The sequence below is a fragment of the Stenotrophomonas sp. FBCC-B152 genome, assembly GCF_059134105.1.
Genome location: NZ_CP101442.1, coordinates 2,908,189 through 2,930,750, shown reverse-complemented (window position 1 = coordinate 2,930,750; position 22,562 = coordinate 2,908,189). Strand labels below are relative to the sequence as shown.

The following is a 22,562-nucleotide window of genomic DNA, read 5'->3' as shown; positions in this document are numbered from 1 at the left end:
GGATGGGACCGCCGTCACATGCAGCGATGGCGAACCGCTACGATCCAGGAGCCGCAACTGCGCAAGATCGGGCACGCGCGGCGTTGGCGCGCGCTGCACGCTGGACCCACCCCCGGATGGAGCCCGACATGAACCGCCTTGCCCAGATCCGCCAGCGCCACGGTATCGATCGCGTCATCGCCCAGCTGCAACACTGCCTGCGCGCGGGCGAGCCATTGCCCGACCTGGATGCACTGGCCGCCATCGCGCATCAGTCGCCGTACCACTTCCACCGGCTGTACCGCGCGCTGACCGGCGAAACCCCCGGACGCAGCGTGGCGCGGTTGCGGCTGGCGCAGGCGCTGCACCTGCTGGGAAAACCCGGCGCGCGGGTGACCGATGTGGCCCTGCAGGTGGGCTTGGAGAGTTCGCAGGCTCTGGCTCGCGCCTGCCGGCGGGAGCTGGATGCCACCCCGGCGGCGCTGCGCGACGACATCGCATTGCGTGCACGCTGGCAGCAGCACCTGGCCGTCCCGGCCGGCGACCATGCCGAACCGGCCGCCGCGCTGCAGGTGCGGGTGGCGGAGCTGGAACCGTTCGACGTGGTGGTACTGCGCACGCAGGGCGCGTTCGACGACCTCGACCAGGCGTTCGGCCAGGTGTTTGCCTGGGCGGCAGGGGCAGGGCTGGCCGAACAGCTGCAGCAGCTGGTGGGCATCGCGCTCAACGATCACCGCGATGTGGCCCCCAACGACTGCCGGTTCGACTGCGGAATGGGCTTCGGCCCGCTCACGCAGGCCGTCCATCCGCCGCTGCGCCACGTGACCCTCGGCGGCGGTGAGCATGCCGTGCTGCGCCACGTGGGCAGCTACGCCGGTCTTGAAGCCGCCACCGACGCGCTGCTGCGGCAGTGGCTGCCGGACAGCGGGCGCGTGCTGCGCGATGCGCCGTTGTACTACCACTACCTGGACGATCCCGAGGAAGTGCCCGAGGCGATCCTGCGCGCCGATATCTGCGTGCCGCTGGCGGTCCGTTAAACCACTGGAATGGTGTGCTTGCCGATGTTGCGGTAGGGCGGGGTGGCCATGACCATCTCGGCCAGCGAGTACGCCAGCTCGCGCTCGGCCATCACGGTGCCGTCGGCGCCGTGTTCGAGCAGGTGCTTGACCTCGGCGTCGCTGTGCGCGCGCGCCAGCAGGGTCAGGCCCGGGTTGAGCGCGCGCAGCTTGGCCAGGGTTTCGCCGGCTTCCAGCGGCTGCGGAATGGCCAGCACCGCGATCTTGGCGCGTTCGGGATGGGCCTCGGCCAGCACGCGGTCGGAGGCGGCGCTGCCACGGATCGCCGGCAGCCCTGCCGCATGCGCTTCGGCCACGTGTTCCTTGTTGTCATCGATCACCAGCACCGGCACGCCACGGTCGCGCAGCACCTGCGCCAGCGCGCTGCCGACCCGGCCATAGCCGATCACGATGGCGTGGTCGTGCAGGTCCAGCGAGGGGCCGGGCGGCAGTTCGGTTTCCACTGCGGCGGCGGGGGTTTCCTGGTTTTTCACCAGCCAGCGGTCGAGCAGGCCGAACACCAGCGGGTTGAGCATGATCGAGATCAGCGCGCCGGCCAGCACCAGCGCCTGCCCGGTGGGCGGCAGGATCTTCAGGCTCACGCCCAGGCCGGCGATGATGAAGGCGAACTCGCCGATCTGCGCCAGGCTGGCCGAAATGGTCAGCGCGGTGCCGTTGGGGTGGCCGAACGCACGCACGATGAAGAACGCGGCGGCGGACTTGCCGAACATGATGATGGCGGCGGTGGCCAGCACCTGCCACGGGTGCTCGACCAGGATGGCCGGGTTGAACAGCATGCCCACGGAGACGAAGAACAGCACCGCGAACGCATCGCGCAGCGGCAGTGAATCGTTGGCGGCCTTGTGGCTGAGTTCGGATTCGTTGAGCAGCATGCCGGCGAAGAACGCGCCCAGCGCGAACGACACGCCGAACAGCATGGCCGAGCCGAACGCCACGCCCAGCGCGATGGCCAGCACCGCCAGGGTGAACAGTTCGCGCGAACCGGTTCCGGCAATGCGCTCCAGGATCCACGGAATCACCCGGCGGCCGACCACCAGCATCACCGCCACGAACAGACCCAGCTGCACGAAGGTCCAGCCGATGCTGGCCAGCACGCTGCCGACGGTGTGGGTTTCATTGGCCGCATCCGGCCCGAACACGCCGGCCAGCACCGGCATCATCACCAGTGCCAGTACGCAGGCCAGGTCTTCGACGATCAGCCAGCCGACCGCGATCTTGCCGCGCTGGGTTTCCAGCAGGCGGCGTTCTTCCATTGCGCGCAGCAGCACCACGGTACTGGCGGTGGCCAGCGCGAAGCCGAACACAATGCCGTGGATCACCGGCCAGCCCATCAACCAGGCCAGGCCCCAGCCCAGCAGGGTGGCGACCAGGATCTGGCCGACCGCGCCGGGGATGGCGATCGCCTTGACCGCCATCAGGTCTTTCAGTGAGAAGTGCAGGCCGACACCGAACATCAGCAACATCACGCCGATTTCGGCCAGCTGGTTGGCCAGCGCCTGGTCGGCAACGAAGCCGGGAGTGAACGGTCCTACGCAGATGCCCGCAACCAGGTAACCGACCAGCGGAGACAAACGCAGCTTGTTGGCCAGCGCGCCGAGAATGAAGGCGAGCCCAAGGCCAACGGCGACGATGTTGATCAGGTCGGTGTCATGGTGCATCGGGGCTCGCAACTTGGGGGATGCCCCGATTTTCACCGATGCGGCCCGATCCGGCAAACCGCGGTGCGGTCTGCCGGATCCGGTGTCACCCGGCGCTTACCACTTGTAGGTCACGCGGCCGTACACATAGGCGCCGTTGAAGCCGTACGGCGAGTAGTTGCTGTACGGGAGCATGCCCCAGGTGGAGTTCTGCAGGTCCACGGTGCGGTCGGGGTATTCGTCCAGCAGGTTGTCCGCACCCAGGGTCAGGGTCCAGTTCTCGCTGGGCTTGTAGGCCACCGAGGCATCCAGCACCCACGAGGCGTCGTAGGTCTGGTCGCGGGTCGGGGTGGCCGAATTGCGCACGGTGAACGAGCCGTAGCGGGTGGCGGCCAGGTTCAGGTCCCAGTGGTCCGAACGCCAGGTGCCGCTGAGGATGGTCTTGTCGCGCGGGTAGCTGTCTTCGATGCGGCCCACTTCATCGCGGCCGATCAGCGACTGGGTCAGGCCCAGCGAGCCGAACACGGCCGGCGAGGCGATGAACTTCTTCACCTCGGTGTCGTTGTAGCTGTAGGCCGCAGTCAGTTCCAGCGAGCTGGCGCTGAACGGGATGGTGTAGCTGGACACTGCATCCACGCCGCGGGTGCGGGTATCCACGCCGTTGGTGAAGTAGGAGAACGCGGTGACCTGCGGCAGGCCCAGGTCGGCCAGCAGCGCATTGGTGGCCGCGTTGGTGGTGATGTTGGTGGACAGGATGATGCGGTCGTCGATGTCGATCTGGTACGCATCCACGGTCAGGTAGAGGCGGTCGATCGGCTGCAGCACCAGGCCCAGGCTGTAGGAGGTGGAGCTTTCGGCCTTCAGCGGGCTGGCCCCCAGCGCCTGCGCGGCGGTGCTGGTGGTGGGGAAGGTGCCGCGTTCGACGAACACGCCATTGACGATCGTGCTGGTCACGGCCTGGTAGCTCTGCTGGGCCAGCGACGGGGCGCGGAAGCCGGACGAGGCAGTGGCGCGCAGCGCGACCTTGTCGGTGAAGGCGTAGCGCGCCGACAGCTTGCCGGAGAACTTGTCGCCGAAGTCCGAGTAGTCCTCATAGCGGCCGGTGACGCCGGCCGAGAACTTGTCGGTCAGGTCCGCTTCCAGGCCGGCGTAGACGGCGTAGTTGTCACGGTCGGCATCCACCGCGTTGAGCGGGGTGAAGCCGCCGAAGCCCTGCGAACCGCTGCCGAAGTACGAATTGGGCTCGCCCGCGCTCTGTTCCCACTTCTCGCGGCGGTACTCGCCGCCGAAGGACAGCGTGACCGGGTAGGCCAGGCCCCAGTCCAGCTGCTTGGTGATGTCCACGTTGCCGATGTCCTGGGTGTATTCCAGCGCGCCGGCGTAGAACGAACGCGGGCTGTCCACGCCCAGCGCGTAGTTGATGCTGTTGCGGGTGTGGAAATCGATCTTGTTGGTGCCGTGGTTGTAGCTCACGTCCCAGGTCCAGCCGCTTTCGGTGTCGCCCTTCACGCCGGCCACCAGCGAGCGGTCCTTGGAGTACTGGTTGATTTCCGGCACGAAGCCGTCCGGATAGGTCTGCGCCAGCAGCGCGCCCTGGCCGCTGTTGGTGCGCGAGCGGTAGAACGCGAACGAGGTGATGTCGCGGTTGCTGGCCAGCGCGGTGGCGTAGGCCGAGACGTGGTCGCTGAACTGGAAGCTGGCGTTGGCCGAGGCGGCGGTGGCATCCACCTGCGGGTCGCCGACCACGAAGGTGGTCTGGCCCACGCTGGGGAAGTTGCCGGTGTTCGGCGCGGTGCCCTGGTACGGCCCGGCGCGGTTGCTTTCATCCTGCTGGGTGATCTGGCCGGCCACGTGCACGCTGCCGCGGCCGTCGGCGAAGCCGATGCCGGTGTCGCCGGAGAGCTGGTACTTGTTGCCGTCGCCGGCCGAGTACTGGCCGGCGTCCAGGGCCAGGCTGCCGCCGGCGCTGGAGCCCTTGAGCACGATGTTGATCACGCCGGCGATGGCGTCCGAGCCGTACTGCGCCGAGGCGCCGTCACGCAGCACTTCCACGCGCTCGATGGAGGCGATCGGAATGGCGTTGATGTCCACTGCCGACGAGCCACGGCCGATGCTGCCGTTGACGTTGATCTGGGCCGAGGTATGGCGGCGCTTGCCGTTGACCAGCACCAGCACCTGGTCCGGGGACAGGCCGCGCAGCTGCGCCGGGCGGATGCCGCTGGTGCCGTCGGTCAGTGCCGGGCGCGGGAAGTTCAGCGAGGGCAGGGCGCGCGCCAGCGCGGTGGCCAGTTCGGTGGTGCCGGTGGACTGCAGGGCTTCGGGGGTGATGATGTCGATCGGCGACTGCGACTCGGCCACGGTGCGGTCGGCCACGCGGGTGCCGGTCACGATGACCGTGTCCAGGGTGTTGGCGGTGGCGCGGGCAGGGGCGTCCTGGGCGGCGACACTGAAGGCGGAGGCCCCGAGGGCGACGGCGACGGCGGCGGCAAGCGTACGGGTCTTGCGGTTCATCAGGATGTGGCTCCGGTTGGGACAAGGCGGCACCGGGCGACATCACGACTGCGGCAAAGCGGGTCAGCGAGGGCGGGTGTTGCGGTGCGCAATTAACGGATTAACGGTATTTTTACTGACTGTCAAATTGAAAAAACGTTGCAAAAGCAACGATTTAGGAAGATTTGAGCAATCAGGCGGGAGAGGGTCCCGGGGAAAGCGCAGGCAGGTTCGTGGGAGAGAGACGAGGCCTGCCGCGCATCCCGGGGCGCGTCAAGTATTCGTTAACGCTAGAATTGCGTCGCAGGAAAGGTGCTCACCAGCACATTCCATTCCGTTATATGGACCCCCCAGATGATTTCCCTTCGTAACTTCGCCTTGCGCCGCGGCGAGCGGCTGCTGTTGTCCAATGTCGACCTGACCCTGCATGCGGGCTACCGCGTGGGCGTGGTCGGCCGCAACGGGGCCGGCAAGTCCAGCCTGTTCGCGGCCGTGCAGGGCGAGCTGGAAGCCGACAAGGGCGATGTGGACCTGCCCGGCAAAATCCGCATCGCCAGCGTGGCCCAGGAGACCCCGGCGCTGCAGGACCCGGCGCTGCAGTTCGTGCTGGAAGGCGACACCGAAGTGGCGGCCGTGCTGCGCGAGGAAGCCGAGGCGACCGCGCGTGAGGACTGGGAAGCGGTGGCCAATGCCCACCAGAAGATGGCCGAGATCGGCGCGTACGACGCCGAGTCGCGTGCGGGCAAGCTGCTGCATGGCCTGGGCTTCCCGTCCGACACCCATTCACGGCCGGTGGCGACGTTCTCCGGTGGCTGGCGCGCACGACTGAACCTGGCGCGCGCGCTGATGATGCCCAGCGACCTGCTGCTGCTCGACGAACCGACCAACCACCTCGACCTGGACGCGGTGTTCTGGCTGGAACAGTGGCTGCTCAAGTACCCGGGCACGCTGCTGCTGATCTCGCATGACCGCGAGTTCCTGGACAACGTGGCCACCCACACCCTGCACCTGCATGGCGGCGGCGCCAAGCTGTACCCGGGCGGCTACACCGACTTCGAGCGCCAGCGCGCCGAACAGCTGCGCCAGCAGCAGATCGCGCACGAGAAGGAACAAGCCGAGCGCGCCCACCTGCAGAGCTTCATCGACCGGTTCAAGGCGCTGGCCAGCAAGGCCACCCAGGCACAGAGCCGCATGAAGCGCCTGGCCAAGCTGACCGGCACCGAAGCGGTGCGTGCCGAGCGCGAGTTCCGCATCGAATTCGCGCCGCCGGCCAAGCTGCCTTTCTCGCTGATCCGCCTCAACGATGTGGAAGCCGGTTACAGCCCGGATGCGGTGATCCTGCACAACGTGGGCTTCGGCCTGGAAGCGGGGCAGCGCATCGGCCTGCTGGGTCCCAACGGCGCGGGTAAGACCACGCTGGTACGGACCCTGGTCGGTGAGCTGGAGCCGGTGGCCGGCGATCGCTCGGCGCACCCGGACCTGCGCATCGGCTACTTCGCCCAGCACACGGTGGAGTCGCTGCATGAAGGCCAGTCGCCGATGGACCACTTCCGGGATATCTCCCCGGATGGCAGCAACCAGGCTTTCCGAGATTTCCTCGGCAAGTGGAACTTCGCCGGCGACCGTGCCTTCGAGCCGGTGGACGGTTTCTCCGGTGGTGAGCGCGCGCGCCTGGCGCTGGCGATGATCGCCTGGCAGCAGCCGAACGTGCTGCTGCTCGACGAACCGACCAACCACCTTGACCTGGAAATGCGCGAAGCGCTGGCCGAAGCGCTGGCGACCTTTGAAGGGGCGATCGTGATGGTCTCGCACGACCGCCACCTGATCGGCCTGGTCTGCGACACCTTCTGGCGCGTGGCCGACGGTGTGGTGGAGCCGTTCGACGGCGACCTGGACGAGTACGCGGCGTGGCTGCGTTCGCGCCCGGCCGCGCAGGGCACCAAGCAGAAGATGGCCGCCGCCGCGCCGGAGCCGGTGCCGCCGACCCCGCCGCTGCCGCCGAAGAAGACGGTCAACCCGGTCAAGCTGGCCGCCGCCGAAGCCAAGGTCAACCAGCTGGAAGGCCAGCTGGCCGAGCTGGACCGGCAGCTGGCCGACCCGGCCAACTACGCCGACGCCACCCGCATGGCGGTGCTCGGCCGCGACCGCGAAGCCACCGCGCAGCAGCTGGAAAAGGCCGAAGCAAGCTGGATGGAGTTGATGGCCTGAACCCGCGTGCCGACCAACGGTCGGCACTACCGCATCCGCGACCCTATTTCGGTAGGTGCCCACCGTTGGTGGGCACGTCGCCCTGCGCTTCCAGCCATATCCGGAATCGCGCCGCCGCATCGCTTTCCGCGCGCGAGCGCAGCCGGGTGAGCCAGTAGCTCCCCAGCGCCAGCGTCTGCGCGAACGGCTGCACCAGCCGTCCCTGCGCCAGGTCCTGTTCGAACATGCGCAGCGGCAGCAATGCCACGCCGGCGCCTGCCGCCGCCGCGCTGGCCAGGGTCAGCGACGAATCGAACACCGGGCCGCGCGCCTCCAGCTCGCCCACGCCAGCGGCCTGCAGCCACTGCGGCCACTCATCGCTGCGGTAGGAGCGCAGCAGCGCCACGCTGGCCAGGTCGCGCGGTTGCCGCAGCGTGCGCGCCAGTGCCGGCGCGCACACCGGTGCGAAGGGTGCGGCCAGCACCGGCGTGGACACCTGGCCCTGCCAGTCGCCGTCGCCAAAGCGGATCGCCAGGTCCAGCCCTTCGCCGGCCAGGTCGATGCGGTTGTTGTGGGTCTGCAGGCGGAGCTCGATATCCGGGTGCCGCGCGTTGAAGTCGGCCAGCCGTGGCAGCAGCCAGCCGGTGGCGAAGGTGCCCACCACGCCGACCCCGAGCACCTCGCGGAAATGCCCACCCACGAACCGGTCCAGGCTCACCGCGATGCGGTCGAATGCCTCGTTGAGCACCGGGTATAGGCGCGCGCCTTCGTCGGTCAGGGCCACCCCACGCGGCAGCCGGTGGAACAGCACCGCCCCCAGTCGCTCCTCCAAGCCACGGATCTGGTGGCTCAGTGCGGCCTGGCTCACGCACAGCTCCAGCGCGGCGCGGGTGAAGTTCTGGTGGCGCGCGGCGGCCTCGAAGGCACGCAGCGCGTTGAGCGGGAGCTGGGGGCGGAGCATTAGCGAGCCGTGAGGAATGTTGATGCCTGATGGTAACCCGGCAAACTGCGGTGGAGCGGTAGCGCCGGCCGTTGGCCGGCCCGGACGGTCCTTCACGCAGCAGGGTGAAATCACCGCTGGCGTTGCGTCCGGCACCGCTTGGGCCGACCAACGGTCGGCGCTACCAGGCATTATTCAAACTAATGCCTCTCCTTCAAATTTCGCGCTGGTGCCTGCGCCGCTGGCGTGTCGATACTGCAGTCCTGCCCAACAAGGAACCGCCCATGATTGCCCGCCGCCAATTCCTGCAATGGTCCGGTGCTGCCGCCGCCTCGGCCCTGGCCGCCACCGTGCTGGCCAAAGCGCCTCCGACCGCACTGGCGGGTGACAAGCCGCAGGCAGCCGATTTCGCCGCGCTGGAAAAAGCCAGCGGCGGGCGGCTCGGCGTGACCCTGCTCGACACCGCCAGCGGCCGTCGCATCGGCCATCGCCAGGACGAGCGCTTCCCGATGTGCAGCACCTTCAAGTTCGTGCTCTCGGCGACGGTGCTGCACCTGGCCGACCAGGGCACGCTGTCGCTGGACCGGCGCTTGCCGGTGCGCCAGCAGGACATGCTCTCGCACGCACCGGTGACCAAGCGCCATGTGGGCAAGGACCTGACCGTGCGCGACCTGTGCCGCGCGACCATGGTGACCAGCGACAACCCGGCCGCGAACCTGCTGCTGGGTGTGGTCGGGGGGCCGGCCGGGGTGACGTCGTTCCTGCGCGCCAATGGCGATGCGGTGACCCGCAACGATCGGCTGGAGCCGGAGATGAACCGGTTCGCGCCCGATGACCCGCGCGACACCACCAGCCCCGCCGCGATGGCGGCCAGCCTGCAGCGGTTCGTGCTGGGGGATGTGCTCAAGCCAGCGTCGCGCCTGCAACTGGCCGACTGGTTGATCGACAACGAAACCGGCGATACCCGCCTGCGTGCCGGGCTGTCGCCGGCGTGGCGGGTGGGCGACAAGACCGGCAGCAATGGCGAAGACACCACCAATGACATCGCGATCCTGTGGCCGCTGGCCGGCGGCGCCCCGTGGGTGCTGACCAGCTACCTGCAGGGCGCCACGGTGGATGATGCCGGGCGCAACGACGTGCTGCGCCAGGTGGGGGTAATTGCCGAGCGCATGATCGGCGCGTAGAGCCACGCCCTGCGTGGCTGCTCTTCGGCGGGACCGCAAAGCCACGCAGGGCGTGGCTCTACGTCCGGAGCCGGAGGCCACCCAAGCTGCGTCGTTACACCGGGTTGCCGGTCTCCTTTACCGCATCCAGGAACTCGCGGCCCCAGCGATCCACATCGTGGTACTCCACCGTGCCGAACAGCTGGCGCATGCGACCGCCGGCTTCTTCGTCGGGCATCGACAGGGCCTGCAGCAGCCCGGCGGTGAGGTCGGCCGGATCGTGCGGGTTGGTCAATACCGCACCCTTCAACTCTGCCGCCGCGCCGGCGAATTCGCTCAGCACCAGCACGCCATTGCTGCCTTCGATGCCGTGGGTGGCCACGAATTCTTTGGCCACCAGATTCAGGCCATCGCGCAGCGGGGTGATCCACATCACCTGCGCCGCCGCATAATGCGCCACCACGTCTTCGAACGGCAATGCCTGTGCGAAGAAGCGCACCGGGGTCCAGTCCAGCCGCGAGAAGCGCCCGTTGATGCGGCCCACCGCCTGTTCGATCTGGTTCTGCAGCGTGCGGTACACGGTCATTTCGCGCGCGGCCGGCACGCACACCATCAGCAGGGTGACCTTGCCCTGGCGGTCCGGATGCTGTTCCAGCAGCCGCTCGAACGCTTCCAGCTTGGCCAGCGTGCCCTTGGTGTAATCCAGCCGCTCCACCGACAGCACCAGCTTGCGCGCGCCGATCTCGCGGCGCAGCTTGAAGATGTCGTTGCGCACGCTGGGCCGGGCCAGTACGTCGTGGATGCGGCGCAGGTCGGTGCCGACCGGGTGCGCACCCAAGGCCACTTCACGGTCACCCACGCGGATGCGCGTGGTCATGGTATCCAGCCCCACCGCGCAGCCATAGGTCAGGAAGCGCGGCGCGCAGCTTTCCCAGGACAAACGTTCGGCCGGCATCGCCCCGCGCACCACATCCACGAAGTTCTCCACCTGGCGCGGGATGTGGAAGCCGATGTAGTCGCAGCTGAGCAGGCTGCCGATGATCTCGCGGCGCCACGGCACCACGTTGAACACGTCGGCCGACGGGAAGTAGGTGTGGTGGAAGAAGGCGATCTTCAGGTCCGGGCGCAGCTCGCGCAGCGTGGCCGGCACCATCCACAGGTTGTAGTCGTGGATCCACACGGTGGCGCCGTGCGCGGCTTCGGCCGCGGTGGCCTCGGCGAAGCGCCGGTTGACCTTCAGGAACACCTGCCAGTCATCCTCGCGGAAGCGCGCGCGCTCCCAGAACACATGCAGCATCGGCCAGAACGCTTCCTTGGAGAAGCGCTTGTAGAAGATGTCCACTTCCTGCCGGGTCAACGGCACGCGCGCGGCGGTCAGGGTGGGGTAGCGCTCGGCGTCCACCGCCATGTGGGTCTGGAACGGGCCGCGCTTTGGGTCGTCGATGCCCCAGGCCACCCACGAACCGGTCTGGCCGCCCTGGAAGAAGCTCAGCAGCGAGGGAATGATGCCGTTGGGCGAGCGCGGTGGGCGCTGCACCAGCACGCCGTCTTCCATCACTTCATCGAAGGGCATGCGGTGGTAGAGCATCACCAGGTCGGCGCCTTCGGCGCGCTTGGCCGCAGGCGGCTTCAGCCACGCATCGTCGGCCGGCAGCAGGGCGAAGTGTTCGATTGCCTCCAGGATGCCGCCGCAGCCCGGCGCCTGCGCATGGTAGGTGTGCGCCAGCCCGGTGGTGGCGGCAGTAAGCGCCGGTTCGGAATCGCCCACGCACACGCCGCGGAAACCGGCGGTGTACATCGACAGGTCGTTGAGGGTGTCACCGGCTACCAGGATGCGGTCACGCGGCAGGTCCAGCAGGCGCGCCAGCGCAGCCAGGGTGCGGCCCTTGTCGGTGTCCGGCGGCAGGATGTCCAGGTAGCGGTCGGCCGAATACAGCACGTCGCAGCCCAGCGCCTGCGCGGCAGCCTGGATCTGCGAACGCAGCGGCGCCAGCGTGGCCGGGTCGCAGAAGTAGGAGCAGCGGCGCTCCTGCGGCACGTCCTGGCGCTGCAGCGCGGTGAACGGCCGCATCGCGGCGGCCACCACCTGCTCACCCGGCCAGTGCGCGTCGATCATCGATTGCAGCGGCTGCAGCGGCTGCAGGGTGTGGCCATCGACCACGGTTGCGCCGACATCGCAGACCACGTAATCGGGGCGGGGAATGGCCGGATCGGAGAGCAGTGGCATCACCGCTTCCAGGCCGCGGCCGGTGATGAAGATCAGGCGGATACCGGGGTGCTGGTCGACCAGCCGGTACAGGCGGTGGCGCGCGGCGGCGTCGCCGGCGAGAAATGTGCCATCCAGGTCGGTGGCGAGAATCAGTTGCTGGGCCGGGGGAGCCGCCGGCGTGCGGGATGAGGTGGACGGGGTGGGTGTCAAAACAGTCAATGCACTTCCTTATCGGAGTCGATGGGTGAAGGGGGGGATGTATCCGCCGGTGCGTCGTCCGCCGGTAGCACCCGACCGTTGGTCGGGTGGCCGTCCGACGGCGCAACAGCATCGGTTTCAGGAATAAGTTCCAGCGCCGCCGGCGTGGTGCGCAGCATCAACCGGAACACCACCGGGTGCGTGCGCAGCCGGTCGAAGCGGAGCAGGCGCGCGGTGGTGAACAGCGCCAGCACGCCGAGCACCCCGGCGAAATACAGGGGCAGGGCGGCCGGGCCGAATTGCTGCATGGCCGCGCCGGCCAGTGTCGGGCCGATCGCCGCGCCGACGCCGTGCACCAGCAGCAGGCTGGAACAGCCCGACAGCAGGTCCTGGCGCGGCAGGTAATCGAGCATGTGCGCCACTGCGAAGGGATACAGCGAGAACGCCAGGCCGCCATAGAAGAAGAACAGCCCGAACAACAGGTACGTCTGCACCTGGATCATCGGCAGCGCGGCAATGACCGCGATAGCGCCGGCGGCCACGCACAGCGCCACCAGCCCCACGCGACGGTCATGGCCATCGCTGATGTGGCCCAGCGGCCACTGCAGCAGCGCGCCGCCAGCGATGGCGGTGAGCATGAAGCGGGCCACGCCGTCGTTGTTGAGGCCCACCTCGCCGGCATACACCGGCAGCAGGCCCCAGAACGCGCCCATGGCCAGGCCCGACAGCCCGGCGGCGACCGTGGCCACTGGCGCCATCGCGTACAGCCGCGACAGCGTCAGGCGCGGCACCGACGGCACTTCCGGTGGGGTGAGCCGGGTGGCGGTGATCGGCAGCACCGCGGCGCAGACCAGCATGGCGATCAGCATGAACATCGACATGGCCGGCGCATTGCTGACCATCAGCAGGATCTGGCCCAGCGCCAGCGCGGAAAGGTTCACCACCATGTACAGCGAGAAGGCGCGGCTGCGCTGGCGCGGATCCGGCTCGGCGTTGAGCCAGCTTTCGATCACCGTGTACAGGCCCACCAGCGCGATGCCGGTGATGATGCGCAGCAGCCCCCACAGCCAGGCGTTGAGCCACAGCGGATGCAGCAGCACCGCGATGGCGGCGAGGGCGGCAAAGAAGGCGAACGCACGGATATGCCCGATACGGCCGATCAGCGACGGAGCAAAGAAGGTGCCCATGAAGAAGCCGGCAAAATAACCGGACATCACCAGGCCCAACGTACCGGCACCAAAGCCGGCCTCACCGCCGCTTACCGCCAGCAGGGTGCCCAGAAGCCCGCTGCCGGTCAAAAGCAGCGCTACTCCCGTCAGCAGGGCGGTCAGCCGCAACACGCGTGCGACCTTCGTGGGGAAGGCGAACCGGTCACGACAACGACCCTAACACAGACGTGATTAATCCTTTGTCGCCGATGGCCCGGATTTGCGCTGTGCGCCCATGCGGGCTACGGTGTCCGCATGACTGTGTACAAGTTCCTGCCGCTCGCGGCTGCATCCCTGCTCGCCGCGTGTGGTGGCCAGCGTGACAGCGTGGCCCACGATGTTGCGATGGCGCCGGCCGATGCGTTTCTCGCTGCTGTCGCCGCGCATTGCGGCAAGGCGTTCGAAGGCCATATCGCCGTCAATGAGCCGAAGGGCACCGCGCCGGACCCGTTCGACGGCAAGCGCCTGGTGATGCATGTGCGCGGTTGCGATGACGCCTCGCATACGCTGCGCATTCCGTTCCACGTGGGTGACGATCACTCGCGTACCTGGGTGTTGAGCCGCACCGATACCGGGCTGCGCCTCAAGCACGATCACCGCCATGCAGATGGCAGTCCGGATGCGGTCACGATGTACGGGGGCGACAGTGCGCCGCCGGGCACCGCGCAGCGCCAGTCGTTCCCGGTGGATGCCGATTCGGTGGCGATGTTCCGCAAGGCCGGCATGGAAGCGTCGGTGACCAACACGTGGGCGATGGAAGTCGAGCCGGACAAGACGTTCGTGTACGAGCTCACCCGCCCGGGTGGACGCAGGTTCCAGGTGGTGTTCGACCTGGCCCACCCGGTGGCGTTGCCGCCCGCGCCCTGGGGCGCCGAGGCGCCACCGGCCCCGTAATGCCGATCGACGCCTGCCGGTAGGGCCCGACCGTTGGTCGGGCCGCCGTCTGGTCAACGCGCGCCGAACCTCGCCCGGCACCCATTGCTGACCCACACCATGCTCGGCCGATAGCCCCAGCTGCGGTTTTCGACACAACTGCTGCCCGACAGCTGCTCCAGCAGCACCGGCCGGCCCTGGCGCGAGTCCCAGGCGCAGGTCTGCTGGCGGTTGCCGTTGCTGCTGCAGGTCACGCTGTAATTGCTGCCGCCCCCGCCACCGCCCCAGTTGCCGCGCGATTCGGCGAATTCACCGCGGCAGCCGCGGGTGACCCAGATCGTGTTGCCGCGCATGCCCCAGGTCTGGTTCTGCACGCAGGCCGAGCCGGAGATCTGCCGCACCAGTGCGGCATTGCGCCACGGGGTAGGGCAGCTGCGCTCACGGTTGTCGTTGCTTTCGCAGCGGATGGTGCTGCCCGGACCGCCGGTACCGGGGCCCCAGCCGCCCCCACGGCCTTCGACGAATTCGGCCCGGCAGCCGCCGCTGACCCAGACCTGGCCATTGCGCGAGCCCCAATTGTTGCCTTCCACGCAGCGGGTGCCGGAGATCTGCCGGGACAGGCGCGCGCTGCGCCAGCCGGTGGTACAGACCCGCTGGCGGTTGTCGTTGCTTTCGCAGCGGACGACCCCGTTGTTGCCGCCGCCGCCCGGGTTCCAGCCGCCCCCGGAGCCGCCCAGCGAGGTGGCGATGTCCTGTTTGATGCGGGAGAAGCCCCAGGAGGAGCGGTTCACCTGGTCCAGGTAGAAGCGCATCTGGTCGTCGGGAATGCGCCGCCCCCCGGACTGCTCGGCATATTCCTGGGAGATGACCCGCTGCTGGTCCTGGACCGACAGGGTGCGGAGGTTCTCCGGGGCGTAGGCCCGGGCATTGACCTGGGCCTGGGCCGGCAGCGACGGGGCGCCGCAGGCCAGCAGGGCGGTGAAACAAGCAACAGCGAGGCGGTTCATGGCAAATCCCCTTGCGCATGGTGGTGCGCGGACTATAGGTACGGGCCGGATTAAGCCCGTGTGACCGTCCGGATTTGCCCGATCGGGTCGCCGGCCGCAGAATAACGGGCTGACCGGTGCCGCCTGGCGCCGGCAATCTCCTGCGGAGCTTTACCCCCATGCGTACCCACTTCTGTGGCCTGGTCGACGAGACCCTGATTGGCCAGACTGTCACCCTCGCCGGCTGGACCGACGTTGCCCGCAACCTGGGCGGCGTGTGCTTCATCGATCTTCGCGATCATGAGGGCATCGTGCAGGTGACGGTGGAGCCTGAAAACGCGGAGGTGTTCAAGGTCGCCGCCAGCCTCGGCTACGAGGACGTGCTGCAGGTGGAAGGCGTGGTGCGCAGGCGCCATGCGGTGAACGACAAGATCCGTACCGGCCAGGTGGAGATCGTCGCCACCCGCATCACCGTGCTCAACAAGGCCGAGCCGCTGCCGTTCCACGCCCACGAGAACCCGGGCGAAGAAACCCGCCTGAAGTACCGCTACCTGGACCTGCGCCGCCCGGAAATGCAGCGCATGCAGCGCACCCGCATCAAGCTGGTGCAGGCGCTGCGCCGCCACCTTGATGGCGACGGCTTCCAGGACATCGAAACCCCGATCCTGACCAAGGCCACCCCGGAAGGCGCGCGCGACTTCCTGGTGCCGGCGCGCATGCACCCGGGCGAGTTCTACGCCCTGCCGCAGTCGCCGCAGCTGTTCAAGCAGATCCTGATGGTGGCCGGCTTCGACCGCTACTACCAGATTGCCCGCTGCTTCCGCGACGAAGCCCTGCGTGCCGACCGCCAGCTGGAATTCACCCAGCTGGACATGGAGTTCGCCTTCGTGCGCGAGCGCGACGTGCAGGACTACGTGGAAGGCATGATCCGCGCCATCTTCAAGGAAGTGGTCGACGTGGAGCTGGCTGCCAGCTTCCCGCGCATGACCTGGGCCGAGGCGATGCGTCGCTATGGTTCGGACAAGCCGGACCTGCGCATCCCCCTGGAACTGGTGGACGTGGCCGAGCTGGTCCAGGCCAGCGAGTTCCCGGTGTTCGCCAGCGCCGCGGCCGACCCCGATGGCCGCGTGGCCGCGCTGCGCATCCCGGGCGGTGCCAGCCTGTCGCGCAAGCAGATCGATGAGTACGCCGCGCACGCCGCCAAGTACGGCGCCAAGGGCCTGGCCTACATCAAGATCGCCGAGAACGGCGAAATCAGCTCGCCGATCGCCAAGTTCTTCAGCGAAGAGGCGTTCGCCGCGCTGGTGGCCCACGTAGGCGCCGGCAACGGCGACATCGTGTTCTTCGGCGCCGGTGGCTACAACAAGGTGTCCGACTTCATGGGCGCGCTGCGCCTGAAGGCCGGCAAGGACTTCGACCTGGTCGCCGCCGGCTGGGCGCCGCTGTGGGTCACCGATTTCCCGATGTTCGAGTACGACGACGAAGCCCAGCGCTACGTGGCCCTGCACCACCCCTTCACCGCCCCGGCGGTGGACGACATCGCCGACCTGCGCGCCAACGCGAAGACGGCCGTGTCGCGCGGCTATGACATGGTGCTCAACGGCAACGAGATCGGTGGCGGCTCCATCCGTATCCACCGCTCGGACATGCAGAGCACGGTGTTCGAGCTGCTGGGCATCGGCGCCGAAGAGGCCGAAGCCAAGTTCGGCTTCCTGCTCGACGCGCTGCGCTTCGGCGCGCCGCCGCACGGTGGCATCGCCTTCGGCATCGACCGCATCGCCGCGCTGATGGCCGGCACCGAATCGATCCGCGACGTGATTCCGTTCCCGAAGACCACCGGCGCGCAGTGCCTGATGACCGGCGCCCCGTCGCCGATCCCGGATGAGCAGCTGGCCGAAGTGCACATCCAGGTCCGCCCCAAGAAATAAATCATCGCCCAAACCGTAGAGCCGGGCCCTGCCCGGCTGCACCACCACCACATCGTCCAGGAGATCCAGCAGTGAGCGAGTTTGCATTCGTAGTGGAATGGGAAAAGCTGGGCAACGCAGGTGCCGATGCCAACCTGGTGACCGAGCGCGCGCGCGTGTTCGGTGGCTGGCTGGTGCGCGTGGGTACCAACCCGGCCGCGATGGCGCTGACTTTCGTCGCCGATGGCGAAGGCCGCTGGGACGGTGAGGACTTCGGCGTCGAGGATTACGAGGACGACGAAGAGGAAGAGGGCGAGGACGAAGACGAAGAGTACGAAGAGGGCGAGGAAGACGAGGACGAGGAGGAGTACGAGGAAGAGGACGAAGAAGACGGCGAAGAGGAAGACGCCGCCAAGGGGACGCAGGCCTGAGGCCTGCCCCGCACCCGTCCATGTACACCATCCGCCGCGCCGGCCCCGAAGACGCACCGACCCTGTCGGTGCTGGCCACCCGTACCTTCGTGGAAACCTTCGGCCACCTGTACCCGGCCCAGGACCTGCAGGACTTCCTGGACGAGGCCTACGCCGAAGACCGCCAGCGCGTGATCCTGTCCCATCCCGATTACGCGGTGTGGCTGCTGGAGCTGGATGGCGTGGCCGTCGGCCATGCCGCCGCCGGCCCGTGTGGCCTGCCGCACCCGGACGTTCAACCGGGTGATGGCGAGCTCAAGCGCCTGTACCTGATCAAGGAGCAGCAGAGCTGCGGCTGGGGCAGCCGCCTGCTCGAAACCGCGCTGACCTGGCTGGAGCGCAACGGCCCGCGCACCCTGTGGCTGGGGGTGTGGTCGGAGAACTTCGGCGCCCAGCGCTTCTACGCCCGCTACGGGTTCAGCAAGGTGGGCACCTACGAATTCCCGGTCGGCCAGGTGCGCGACCTGGAATTCATCCTGCGCCGCCCGCCGCAGGCGGCCTGAACGGCCCTTCTCCAGGAAACGACGTGAGCGGCGGGTTTCACCCGCCGTTCCTTCGTCCATTTGTCTAATGACACCGTTTCCTACCTCTGGATCGGTTTCGCACCGGCTACGCTGAGCACATGACTCCCCCCGTTTTACTGCTGCACGGCATCTGGAATGCCCGCGCCTGGGTTGGCCCGTTGGCCTGGCGCCTGCGCGCACGCGGCTTCAGCGTGGACACCTTCGGCTATTCCAGCGTGTTCGGCGGCCCCGACGTGGCTGTGCCGCAGCTGTTGAAGCGGCTGCAGGACAGTGGCCCGGTGGCGCTGGTCGGGCACAGCCTGGGTGGCCTGGTGGCGCTGGAGGCCCTGCGCCGCCAGCCGGACCTGCCGGTGTCGCGGGTGGTCTGCCTGGGCTCGCCGCTGCGCGGCAGCGGTACGGCCCGTTCGCTGGCCGAGCACGGCTGGTCGCTGGCGCTGGGCCGCAGCAGCGAGCTGCTGCTGGATGGCCTGCCGGCCTGGGAGGGCAGGGCGCGGGTGGGGCTGATCGCCGGTTCGGTGCCGCATGGGCTGGGCAGCCTGCTGGGGGCCTGTGGCGACGCCTCCGACGGCACCGTGGCGCTGGACGAGACCCGCCTGCCGGGCCTGGCCGACCACTGCGTGGTGGCCGCCAGCCACAGCGGGCTGGTGTTTTCCCCCGATGCCGCCCGCCAGACCGCCGCCTTCCTGCGCGACGGCTGCTTCCGCCCGGACCGGGCCGCGCACGCCGCCTGAGACCCGGCTAACACGGTGAGGGCGGCCGATCAGGTAGAATCCGCGCCCTGTTCCTGACGCAAGCACGGAAACACCCATGGGTAGAGGCCCTTCCATCGAAAACCGCAAAAACGCGTCTGACGCGAAGCGCGGCAAGATTTTCACCAAGATCATCCGTGAGATCGGCGTAGCCGCGCGCGGCGGTGGAGGCGACCCCAACAACAACCCGCGCCTGCGGGTGGCCATGGACAAGGGCCTGGCCTCGAACATGTCCAAGGACGTGATCGAACGGGCCATCAAGAAGGCCACCGGCGAGCTGGAAGGCGTTGAATACGAAGAGATCCGCTACGAGGGCTATGCCCCCGGTGGCGTGGCCGTGATCGTGGACTGCCTGACCGACAACCGCGTGCGTACCGTGGCCGATGTCCGCCACGCGTTCAGCAAGTGCGGCGGCAACATGGGCACCGAAGGCTCGGTCTCTTTCATGTTCAAGCGCATGGGCGTGCTGCACTTCGCCGGCGGCGCCAACGAGGACGCGGTGACCGAAGCGGCCATCGAGGCCGGCGCCGATGACATCGTGGTGTACCCGGAAGACGGCGCCATCGACGTGCTGACCGCGGCCGACATGTACCACGCGGTCAAGGATGCGCTGGAAGCGGGCGGGCTGAAGCCGGACCACGCCGAACTGACCTTCCGCGCCGACAACGACATCAAGGTCGAGGGTGACACCGCCCTGCAGGTCAAGAAGCTGCTGGACATGCTGGAAGACCTGGACGATGTGCAGGACGTGTTCTCCAACGCCGACCTCGGCGCGGACGCCTACGCCTGATGTCCATGCCCCCGTCTCGCCAAGTGCGACGTCGGGGGCGGACAATGCGGACCATGATGACTCCCGACGTTCCACGCATGATCCGCATCCTCGGCATCGACCCCGGTTCGCAACGCACCGGGGTGGGCATCATTGACGTGGACCCCACCGGCAAGGTGCTGCACGTGCACCACCTGCCGCTGGTGCTGCTGGGCGCCGACGACTTCCCCAACCGCATGAAGCTGCTGGTGCTGGGGCTCAACGCGCTGGTGGAGGAATACCGCCCGCACGAAGTGGCCATCGAGAAGGTGTTCATGGCGCGCAACCCCGATTCGGCCCTGAAGCTGGGCCAGGCGCGCGGCGCGGCCATCTCGGCGGTGGTCATGCGCGACCTGCCGGTGCACGAATACGCGGCCAGCGAGATCAAGCTGGCGGTGGTGGGCCGGGGTGGGGCGGAGAAGCAACAGGTCCAACACATGGTCGGGCTTATGCTCAACCTGAAAACCAAGCTGCAGGCCGACGCCGCCGATGCGTTGGCCGTGGCCATCACCCACGCCCATGTAAGGGCAACGGCGCAGCGCCTTGGCGTCAATGCCCGCCAGGCCTGGAGCCGGAAATGAGGACATCTGCATGATTGGTCGTCTGCGTGGGATCGTGGCGTACAAGGCGCCGCCGTGGCTGCTGATCGACGTCAACGGCGTCGGCTACGAGCTGGAGGCGCCGATGAGCACCTTCTACGACCTGCCCGAACTGGGGCGCGAGGTGACCCTGTTCACCCACTACGCGCAGAAGGAAGACAGCGTGTCGCTGTACGGTTTCCTGCGCGAGGGCGAGCGCCGGCTGTTCCGCGACGTGCAGAAGGTCAGCGGCATCGGCGCGAAGATCGCGCTGGCGGTGCTGTCCGGGGTGAGCGTGGATGAGTTCGCCAAGATGGTGCAGGCCGGTGACATCACTGCGCTGACCCGCATCCCGGGCATCGGCAAGAAGACTGCCGAGCGCATGGTGCTGGAGCTGCGCGACCGCGCGGCCAACTTTGGCGGCGGCGGTGCCCCCATTGCCGGCGCCGCGCCGGCCACCGACCCGGTGTCCGAAGCCACCGTGGCCCTGCAGCAGCTGGGCTACAAGCCGACCGAGGCCGCGCGCATGGCGCGCGATGCCAACGCCGAAGGCGATGATGTCGCCACCGTGATCCGCAAGGCCCTGCAGGCCGCGCTGCGCTGAGCGCGCCGGCCTTTTCCCATACCGACCGACGCCCTCCCGGAGTCCCATGTCCACCTCTTCCACCCAGCACGACAGCGGCCACCACGCGCACGGCCACGCGCCGGCCGCCAGCGGCCTGGCCCTGATCGTCGGCGCCATCGGCGTGGTGTTCGGCGACATCGGTACCAGCCCGCTGTACACCCTGAAGGAAGCGTTCTCGCCGCATTACGGCCTCAACAGCGACCACGACACCGTGCTGGGCGTGCTGTCGCTGGCGTTCTGGGCGCTGAACATCGTGGTGACGCTGAAGTACGTCACCATCATCATGCGCGCCGACAATGACGGCGAGGGCGGCATCATGGCGCTGATGGCGCTGACCCAGCGCACCCTGCGCCATGGGTCACGCTCGGCCTACGTGGTGGGCATCCTGGGCATCTTCGGTGCCTCGCTGTTCTTCGGCGATGGGGTGATCACCCCGGCCATTTCGGTGCTGGGCGCGGTCGAGGGCCTGGAAGTGGCCGCCCCCGGCCTGCATGCCTTCATCGTGCCGATCACCGTGGTGGTGCTGCTGGCGGTGTTTGCCGTGCAGCGCTTCGGCACCGAGAAAATCGGCAAGCTGTTCGGGCCGATCACCTCGATCTGGTTCATTTCACTGGCCGCGATCGGCATCTGGAACATCGTGGATTCACCGGAAGTGCTCAAGGCCTTCAACCCGATGTGGGCGCTGCGCTTCTTCATGGAACACGGCTGGCACGGCATCTTCATCCTCGGCGCGGTGGTGCTGGCGGTGACCGGTGGCGAGGCGCTGTACGCGGACATGGGCCACTTCGGGGCCAAGCCGATCCGCCACGCCTGGTACTTCTTCGTGCTGCCGTGCCTGGTGCTGAACTACCTGGGGCAGGGCGCGCTGGTGCTCAACAACCCCGAAGCGGTGAAGAACCCGTTCTTCGAAGCGGTGCCGGAGTGGGCGCTGTACCCGATGATCATCCTGGCCACCATGGCCGCGGTGATCGCCTCGCAGTCGGTGATCACCGGCGCGTTCTCTGTCTCGCGCCAGGCCATGCAGCTGGGCTACATCCCGCGCATGCGCATCACCCATACCTCGCACGACACCATCGGCCAGATCTACATCCCCGGCATCAACTGGGGCATCGCGGTGATGGTGATCGGGCTGGTGCTGGCCTTCCGCAGCTCCTCCAACCTGGCGGTGGCCTACGGCATCTCGGTGTCGGCCACGATGCTCATCGATACCCTGCTGCTGGCCCTGGTGGCCCGCGCGCTGTGGCCGACCTCGCGCTACTGGATCATCCCGCTGTGCGTGGTGTTCTTCGTCATCGACCTGGGCTTTGTCATCGCCAACGGCGCCAAGCTGCTGCAGGGCGCCTGGTTCCCTGTGGTGCTGGGCATCGTGCTGTTCACCATGATGCGCACCTGGCGGCGCGGCCGCGAGCTGCTGCGCGATGAAATCCGCAAGGACGGCATCCGGCTGGATACCTTCCTGCCCGGGCTGATGCTGGCCCCGCCGGTACGGGTGCCGGGCACGGCGGTGTTCCTCACCGCCGACCCCTCGGTGGCCCCGCATGCGCTGATGCACAACCTCAAGCACAACAAGGTGCTGCACGAGCGCAACGTGTTCCTGCACGTGGAAACCCTGCCCATCCCGTACGCGATGGAAGGCAAGCGCCTGAAGATCGAATCGGTGGGCGATGAGTTCTACCGCGTGTTCGTGCGCTTCGGGTTCATGGAAACCCCGGACGTGCCGCTGGCGCTGATGCGCTCGTGCGACCACGGCGGGATCTACTTCGACCCGATGGACACCACCTTCTTCGCCAGCCGCGAAACCATCGTGGCCACCGCCAACCGCGGCATGCCGATCTGGCGCGACAAGCTGTTCGCGCTGATGCACCGGAACGCGGCGCCGGCGACCGGGTTCTTCCGGATTCCGGGGAATCGCCTGGTTGAGCTGGGCGCCCAGGTCGAGATCTGAGGCGACGACC

At 68.1% G+C, this 22,562-nt stretch carries 18 protein-coding genes; 12 read left to right on the top strand and 6 right to left on the bottom strand.

Annotated features, from left to right (window positions below; all coding sequences use genetic code 11):
- Nucleotides 1-128: 128 nt before the first annotated feature.
- Nucleotides 129-1,016 carry an AraC family transcriptional regulator gene (locus NMB40_RS13555; RefSeq protein ID WP_494358736.1) on the top strand — a complete coding sequence of 296 codons (888 nt, stop codon included), beginning with the start codon at nt 129-131 and terminating at the stop codon, nt 1,014-1,016.
- On the opposite strand, the gene ybaL is transcribed toward NMB40_RS13555, so the two are convergent.
- Nucleotides 1,013-2,713: a YbaL family putative K(+) efflux transporter gene (gene ybaL / locus NMB40_RS13550; protein WP_494358735.1), complete on the bottom strand. Its 1,701-nt coding sequence runs from the start codon at nt 2,711-2,713 to the stop codon at nt 1,013-1,015. The two genes, NMB40_RS13555 and ybaL, sit on opposite strands and share 4 nt — an antisense overlap.
- Nucleotides 2,714-2,809: 96 nt before the next feature.
- A complete protein-coding gene (locus NMB40_RS13545; protein ID WP_494358734.1) occupies nt 2,810-5,203 on the bottom strand; it encodes a TonB-dependent receptor plug domain-containing protein in 2,394 nt (797 codons plus the stop codon).
- A 333-nt stretch (nt 5,204-5,536) separates the two neighbouring features.
- Between NMB40_RS13545 and NMB40_RS13540 the strand changes: the two genes are divergently transcribed.
- Complete coding sequence (locus NMB40_RS13540) at nt 5,537-7,390, top strand: ABC-F family ATP-binding cassette domain-containing protein (RefSeq protein WP_494358733.1); 1,854 nt, start codon at nt 5,537-5,539, stop codon at nt 7,388-7,390.
- A gap of 43 nt (nt 7,391-7,433) precedes the next feature.
- Here NMB40_RS13540 and NMB40_RS13535 read toward each other — a convergent pair whose 3' ends face one another.
- A complete protein-coding gene (locus NMB40_RS13535) occupies nt 7,434-8,330 on the bottom strand; it encodes a LysR family transcriptional regulator (RefSeq protein ID WP_282248369.1) in 897 nt (298 codons plus the stop codon).
- A 263-nt stretch (nt 8,331-8,593) separates the two neighbouring features.
- Here NMB40_RS13535 and blaL2 point away from each other — a divergent pair, with 263 nt between their 5' ends.
- On the top strand, nt 8,594-9,493 hold the full coding sequence (blaL2, locus tag NMB40_RS13530) for a L2 family extended-spectrum class A beta-lactamase (RefSeq protein WP_494358732.1): 900 nt from the start codon (nt 8,594-8,596) through the stop codon (nt 9,491-9,493).
- 94 nt (nt 9,494-9,587) lie between these two features.
- On the opposite strand, the gene ggpS is transcribed toward blaL2, so the two are convergent.
- Together ggpS and NMB40_RS13520 are read right to left on the bottom strand one after the other, a co-directional pair.
- Complete coding sequence (gene ggpS / locus NMB40_RS13525) at nt 9,588-11,834, bottom strand: glucosylglycerol-phosphate synthase (protein WP_494361080.1); 2,247 nt, start codon at nt 11,832-11,834, stop codon at nt 9,588-9,590.
- 62 nt (nt 11,835-11,896) lie between these two features.
- The gene (locus NMB40_RS13520) at nt 11,897-13,219 is read right to left on the bottom strand and encodes an MFS transporter (RefSeq protein ID WP_494358731.1); all 1,323 of its coding nucleotides are present in this window, start codon (nt 13,217-13,219) and stop codon (nt 11,897-11,899) included.
- A 123-nt stretch (nt 13,220-13,342) separates the two neighbouring features.
- Between NMB40_RS13520 and NMB40_RS13515 the strand changes: the two genes are divergently transcribed.
- Nucleotides 13,343-13,981 (top strand): hypothetical protein, encoded by a 639-nt coding sequence (locus NMB40_RS13515; RefSeq protein ID WP_494358730.1) that lies wholly within the window; start codon nt 13,343-13,345, stop codon nt 13,979-13,981.
- 53 nt (nt 13,982-14,034) lie between these two features.
- On the opposite strand, the gene NMB40_RS13510 is transcribed toward NMB40_RS13515, so the two are convergent.
- Nucleotides 14,035-14,967 (bottom strand): DUF3011 domain-containing protein, encoded by a 933-nt coding sequence (locus NMB40_RS13510; RefSeq protein ID WP_494358729.1) that lies wholly within the window; start codon nt 14,965-14,967, stop codon nt 14,035-14,037.
- A gap of 158 nt (nt 14,968-15,125) precedes the next feature.
- On the opposite strand from NMB40_RS13510, the gene aspS reads away from it, so the two are divergent.
- From aspS to NMB40_RS13470, 8 genes are all read left to right on the top strand, one after another.
- The gene (gene aspS, locus NMB40_RS13505; protein WP_494358728.1) at nt 15,126-16,874 is read left to right on the top strand and encodes an aspartate--tRNA ligase; all 1,749 of its coding nucleotides are present in this window, start codon (nt 15,126-15,128) and stop codon (nt 16,872-16,874) included.
- Nucleotides 16,875-16,945: 71 nt separating this feature from the next.
- Nucleotides 16,946-17,284, top strand: a complete 339-nt coding sequence (locus NMB40_RS13500; RefSeq protein ID WP_282247643.1) for a DNA primase — start codon at nt 16,946-16,948, stop codon at nt 17,282-17,284.
- Between the two features lie 20 nt (nt 17,285-17,304).
- Nucleotides 17,305-17,826 (top strand): GNAT family N-acetyltransferase, encoded by a 522-nt coding sequence (locus NMB40_RS13495; RefSeq protein WP_210130899.1) that lies wholly within the window; start codon nt 17,305-17,307, stop codon nt 17,824-17,826.
- 119 nt (nt 17,827-17,945) lie between these two features.
- Complete coding sequence (locus NMB40_RS13490; protein ID WP_494358727.1) at nt 17,946-18,578, top strand: esterase/lipase family protein; 633 nt, start codon at nt 17,946-17,948, stop codon at nt 18,576-18,578.
- Nucleotides 18,579-18,654: 76 nt separating this feature from the next.
- Nucleotides 18,655-19,386, top strand: a complete 732-nt coding sequence (locus NMB40_RS13485; protein WP_068853759.1) for a YebC/PmpR family DNA-binding transcriptional regulator — start codon at nt 18,655-18,657, stop codon at nt 19,384-19,386.
- Between the two features lie 77 nt (nt 19,387-19,463).
- Nucleotides 19,464-19,985 carry a crossover junction endodeoxyribonuclease RuvC gene (gene ruvC / locus NMB40_RS13480; protein ID WP_282247640.1) on the top strand — a complete coding sequence of 174 codons (522 nt, stop codon included), beginning with the start codon at nt 19,464-19,466 and terminating at the stop codon, nt 19,983-19,985.
- 10 nt (nt 19,986-19,995) lie between these two features.
- Nucleotides 19,996-20,586: a Holliday junction branch migration protein RuvA gene (gene ruvA / locus NMB40_RS13475; RefSeq protein ID WP_068853757.1), complete on the top strand. Its 591-nt coding sequence runs from the start codon at nt 19,996-19,998 to the stop codon at nt 20,584-20,586.
- A gap of 46 nt (nt 20,587-20,632) precedes the next feature.
- On the top strand, nt 20,633-22,552 hold the full coding sequence (locus NMB40_RS13470; RefSeq protein ID WP_494358726.1) for a potassium transporter Kup: 1,920 nt from the start codon (nt 20,633-20,635) through the stop codon (nt 22,550-22,552).
- Nucleotides 22,553-22,562 lie beyond the last annotated feature (10 nt).

What these genes read in the sequence shown, in the direction of transcription:
- NMB40_RS13555 (WP_494358736.1), top strand. Translation starts at nt 129, where the DNA reads ATGAACCGCCTTGCCCAGATCCGCCAGCGCCACGGTATCGATCGCGTC.
- blaL2 (WP_494358732.1), top strand. Translation starts at nt 8,594, where the DNA reads ATGATTGCCCGCCGCCAATTCCTGCAATGGTCCGGTGCTGCCGCCGCC.
- NMB40_RS13490 (WP_494358727.1), top strand. Translation starts at nt 17,946, where the DNA reads ATGACTCCCCCCGTTTTACTGCTGCACGGCATCTGGAATGCCCGCGCC.
- NMB40_RS13485 (WP_068853759.1), top strand. Translation starts at nt 18,655, where the DNA reads ATGGGTAGAGGCCCTTCCATCGAAAACCGCAAAAACGCGTCTGACGCG.
- NMB40_RS13495 (WP_210130899.1), top strand. Translation starts at nt 17,305, where the DNA reads ATGTACACCATCCGCCGCGCCGGCCCCGAAGACGCACCGACCCTGTCG.
- ybaL (WP_494358735.1), bottom strand. Translation starts at nt 2,713, where the DNA reads ATGCACCATGACACCGACCTGATCAACATCGTCGCCGTTGGCCTTGGG.
- aspS (WP_494358728.1), top strand. Translation starts at nt 15,126, where the DNA reads ATGCGTACCCACTTCTGTGGCCTGGTCGACGAGACCCTGATTGGCCAG.
- NMB40_RS13535 (WP_282248369.1), bottom strand. Translation starts at nt 8,330, where the DNA reads ATGCTCCGCCCCCAGCTCCCGCTCAACGCGCTGCGTGCCTTCGAGGCC.
- ruvA (WP_068853757.1), top strand. Translation starts at nt 19,996, where the DNA reads ATGATTGGTCGTCTGCGTGGGATCGTGGCGTACAAGGCGCCGCCGTGG.
- NMB40_RS13515 (WP_494358730.1), top strand. Translation starts at nt 13,343, where the DNA reads ATGACTGTGTACAAGTTCCTGCCGCTCGCGGCTGCATCCCTGCTCGCC.
- ruvC (WP_282247640.1), top strand. Translation starts at nt 19,464, where the DNA reads ATGATCCGCATCCTCGGCATCGACCCCGGTTCGCAACGCACCGGGGTG.
- NMB40_RS13510 (WP_494358729.1), bottom strand. Translation starts at nt 14,967, where the DNA reads ATGAACCGCCTCGCTGTTGCTTGTTTCACCGCCCTGCTGGCCTGCGGC.
- NMB40_RS13540 (WP_494358733.1), top strand. Translation starts at nt 5,537, where the DNA reads ATGATTTCCCTTCGTAACTTCGCCTTGCGCCGCGGCGAGCGGCTGCTG.
- NMB40_RS13470 (WP_494358726.1), top strand. Translation starts at nt 20,633, where the DNA reads ATGTCCACCTCTTCCACCCAGCACGACAGCGGCCACCACGCGCACGGC.
- NMB40_RS13545 (WP_494358734.1), bottom strand. Translation starts at nt 5,203, where the DNA reads ATGAACCGCAAGACCCGTACGCTTGCCGCCGCCGTCGCCGTCGCCCTC.